Annotated in this window: 6 protein-coding genes; 3 read left to right on the top strand and 3 right to left on the bottom strand. The window is 42.5% G+C overall.

The features are described 5' to 3' along the window. Positions 1-293, bottom strand: a 293-nt coding sequence (locus ACFVSH_RS24145; RefSeq protein ID WP_387708267.1) for an Ohr family peroxiredoxin, incomplete at its 3' end; no start/stop codon positions are given. Positions 294-401: 108 nt separating this feature from the next. Between ACFVSH_RS24145 and ACFVSH_RS24150 the strand changes: the two genes are divergently transcribed. Continuing rightward, positions 402-524, top strand: coding sequence for a hypothetical protein (locus ACFVSH_RS24150; RefSeq protein WP_387597780.1), 123 nt, complete (start codon positions 402-404; stop codon positions 522-524). 47 nt (positions 525-571) lie between these two features. Here the strand turns inward: ACFVSH_RS24150 and ACFVSH_RS24155 are convergent, their stop codons facing one another. Together ACFVSH_RS24155 and mciZ are read right to left on the bottom strand one after the other, a co-directional pair. Next, positions 572-1,480 (bottom strand): aldo/keto reductase, encoded by a 909-nt coding sequence (locus ACFVSH_RS24155; protein WP_387597778.1) that lies wholly within the window; start codon positions 1,478-1,480, stop codon positions 572-574. Positions 1,481-1,535: 55 nt separating this feature from the next. Next, positions 1,536-1,697 (bottom strand): Z-ring formation inhibitor MciZ, encoded by a 162-nt coding sequence (mciZ, locus tag ACFVSH_RS24160; protein ID WP_387597776.1) that lies wholly within the window; start codon positions 1,695-1,697, stop codon positions 1,536-1,538. 75 nt (positions 1,698-1,772) lie between these two features. On the opposite strand from mciZ, the gene ACFVSH_RS24165 reads away from it, so the two are divergent. Together ACFVSH_RS24165 and ACFVSH_RS24170 are read left to right on the top strand one after the other, a co-directional pair. Beyond that, on the top strand, positions 1,773-2,324 hold the full coding sequence (locus ACFVSH_RS24165; RefSeq protein ID WP_387597774.1) for an NUDIX hydrolase: 552 nt from the start codon (positions 1,773-1,775) through the stop codon (positions 2,322-2,324). After that, positions 2,325-3,506: an endonuclease Q family protein gene (locus ACFVSH_RS24170; protein WP_387597771.1), complete on the top strand. Its 1,182-nt coding sequence runs from the start codon at positions 2,325-2,327 to the stop codon at positions 3,504-3,506. Positions 3,507-3,620: the final 114 nt, after the last annotated feature.

Genomic DNA, 3,620 nt, shown 5'->3' on the forward strand with positions numbered 1-3,620 from the left:
GTTACAGCCAAGCTGTACTGATGCATCTCACCCATCAAAAGACTGACGTTTGCGGTGACTTTGGAATCGAAAGAAACGCGTTCAATTTTACCAACTGATTGCAAAGCACTATCAAAACATGCAGCATATCCAGCTGCAAAAAGCTGTTCTGGATTAGATGCTTCAGGCATCTGTTTAGCCCTAGGTGTACCAGGCATCGCAATATCAACCGTGAAGTTGCCGTCAGCAGAAATTGCCGTTCCTTCTCTTCCGCCATCAACTGTTACAGACGTTGTAAATAATGTTTTTGTCATCATTTTTTCTCCATTATCTTCTTATTTTTAGTTGTGCACAACTAAATTGTACAGCATTAAATTTGGGATGTCCAATGAAAAAATTAAAAATGTTGGTATGAAGTTAAGTTGGTTTGGAAGGATTGGAATGAAGAGGAACTTGAAAGCGGTACAGAAGCAGTAAGGCGAAAAAATGAAGGAACGGAAAAAGGCTGTCTATCACGTTGGTTAAACGGAGATAGTGCAGCCTAAAGGATGTTCTGACGTTCCTTTGAAACATTTAGTTTAGTTTTATTCTTTTACTCCCGGTGACTTTCATATTTGTTCGCTTTGGTCAACTGCTTCAAGATATCCAACTCGGTTTTGGACAGTGAAGGGCTGTTAGCGGCCTGGCAGTTCTCGCGGAGCTGCTGTACTGAACTTGCTCCTGGTACAACGGTAGCGACGCTTTGGTGTGACAATACATATTGAAGTGCGGTTTCATTCAACTTCCTATCAGAAAGTTTGTCCTTTATTTGCGGAAGCAAATCTTTAAGTTCGTGATAGCTATAGTCAAGGTATCCATCCTCATTTGCCTTTTCAAGCATTTTTTCACTGAGCAGCCCTTTGGCAAGGGGGCCACGGGCGATAATGCTGATCTGTTTGTTGGCCAAAAGGGACAGCCACTCTTCTGGGCGGCGGTCAAGTAGATTAAACTGCATCATCACGGAATCAAGCTCAGACTTTTCAGTGAATTCCTTGATTACATTCGGACGAATCGAAGAAATGCCATAATGTCGGATATAGCCTTCTTTTTTCAAATCTTCAAATGCTTCTACCGTTTCTCCGATATTGTCTGAAATGGTGCCGCCATGTAACTGATAAAGATCAATATAATCTGTACCCAATCGCTTTAGGCTATCTTTTACTGCCGTTTTAATATAGGCGCCAGATGGATCCCAGCTCCAGGAATCTTTATTTTCATTCCAGCGGTTTCCGACCTTGGTGGCTATGTATACCTTATCGCGGACTGATTTTAAATTCTTTCCGACGATTTCTTCATTCATTCCGAAATCATATAAGTCAGCCGTATCAAAATAATTGATTCCTTCATCTAAAGCGGACTGTATGATTTCGGATGCCTGATTTTCAACAGTCCCCAATGACATGCATCCAAGCCCGATTTCAGAAACTAGCAAGTCAGAATTTCCTAGTCTGCGTTTTTTCATGTTATCCACTCCCTTTACTTCATTGTAAAGGAGAAATCCATTTCACTCAAAGAATTCACTTGATCCGTTTTAAAGGAGTGGGCGGCTCCTGATCATGTATGTCGGTAATCCAATCATTGATATAGACATATTGATTTTGTAATTGCTTTAGTTTTTGAAGGATTTCCCAACTCTTTCCGGATAAAGTAACGCTTTTTTCCAATACGTAAACTTTCATTAAATCGCCCTCCATCTCTATTATGGTAAAATGTATGAGGAATCATGCTGCAATTAGAACAAAGGAGTGGTCAGGATGAAAAAGTTTGAAGAAAAAACGCTGTCTTCGAAAAAAGTCTTTACGGGAAAGGTAATCAGCCTGCAAGTGGATGATGTAGAGCTTCCAGATGGGAAAACGGGTAAACGTGAAATAATCAAACATCCGGGGGCGGTTGCCATCATAGCTCTCACGGCAGACAATAAAATCATCATGGTTGAGCAGTACCGTAAAGCGCTGGAAAGGAGCTTGGTGGAAATTCCTGCAGGAAAGCTGGAAAAAGGCGAAGAGCCGGTTCTGTCGGCTAAACGGGAACTGGAGGAGGAGACAGGCTATGAATGCGAAAAAATGGAGCACATCATATCCTTCTATACATCCCCAGGTTTCGCCGATGAATTGGTCCACCTTTATATGGCCCACAATTTGAAAAAGAAGGAAAATGCGGCCCCGCTGGATGAAGATGAATTTGTCGAGATGCTTGAACTCACGTTGGAAGAAGCTCAAACTTATATGGATGAAGGGAAAATCCAGGATGCCAAAACGGCATATGCAGTTCAGTATCTGCAGTTGAAAAGGGCGATGACATCATAAATGAAAGAATTTTACGCTGACCTGCATATCCATATAGGCAGAACGAGAAGCGGAAGGGCCGTAAAAATAACAGGTGCTAAAACGTTAACCTTCAGCAATGTGCTGCAAGTGGCAAGTGAAAGGAAGGGCCTTGATCTAATCGGAATAATCGATTGCCATTCTCCTGAAATTATCGAAGAAATCGAAGCGGGGATTCTTGATGGCGAAATCACGGAAAAGATTGAAGGCGGACTTCAATACAAGAATACAACCATCATTCCAGGCTCGGAGATTGAAATTTATGATCAGAATTGTAATGGACCGATCCATGTCCTCGCCTATTTTCCCACTTTAAAAGCGATGAAGGAATTCTCTTCATGGATGGGCGGACATGTTAAAAATATCACCTTGAGCTCCCAAAGGATTTATTGTGATGGAAGAACGCTGCAAAAGATCGTGAAGTCACTGGGCGGCCTGTTTATTCCGGCACATGTTTTTACCCCATTTAAAAGCTTATATGGAAAAGGGGTGCGATCCAGTCTGACAGAAGTATTCGATCCGAAGCTAATTGATGCCATCGAACTTGGTTTAAGTTCAGATACAGAAATGGTCAAGGATATCGAGGAGTTGGATTCCTATGTATTCGTGACAAATTCCGATGCGCATTCGCTTGGGAAAATCGCCCGTGAATATCAGAAAGTCCTGCTTGAAGAACCAAGTTTCAATGAGCTGGCAAAAGCCCTTAAAGAAAAAGGGAATCGTAAGGTGGCCGTTAATTATGGATTGAACCCCTTATTGGGAAAGTATCATCAAACCGTATGTTCAGGGTGTTTACACCAGGTATTGAGGGATGATGAACAATGTCCCGAGTGTGGTAATAAATCCATTATTAAAGGGGTATCGTCCAGGATTGAAGAACTCTCCATTTCCGGGCTGGACGGAAGAAACGGAAGGGAAAGGCCGCCGTATATCCATCAAGTGCCACTCGATTTCATCCCAGGACTCGGACCTAAATCCATGGAAAAATTGCTGGCGGCATTTGGAACAGAGATGAATATCCTTCATGATGTTACGCTTGAACAGCTCATGGAAATCGTTCCTGAAAAATTGGCGTGCTACATCGATTCTGCCAGGAAAGGGACGCTTTCTTTTGAAGTGGGGGGCGGAGGAAAGTACGGAAAGGTCAAAAAGGAATTAACCTAAAAAAGTCCTGACAGATGAGATCTGTCAGGACTTTTTTAGGTTGTTGTTTTTGCATAAATGGAGGTGTCCCGCACTTCCTTGCCGTCCCGTATTCGATACCGTTGTGCACCATTT

It is taken from the genome of Peribacillus sp. NPDC058002, assembly GCF_042886655.1.
GTDB lineage: Bacteria > Bacillota > Bacilli > Bacillales > DSM-1321 > Peribacillus > Peribacillus aracenensis.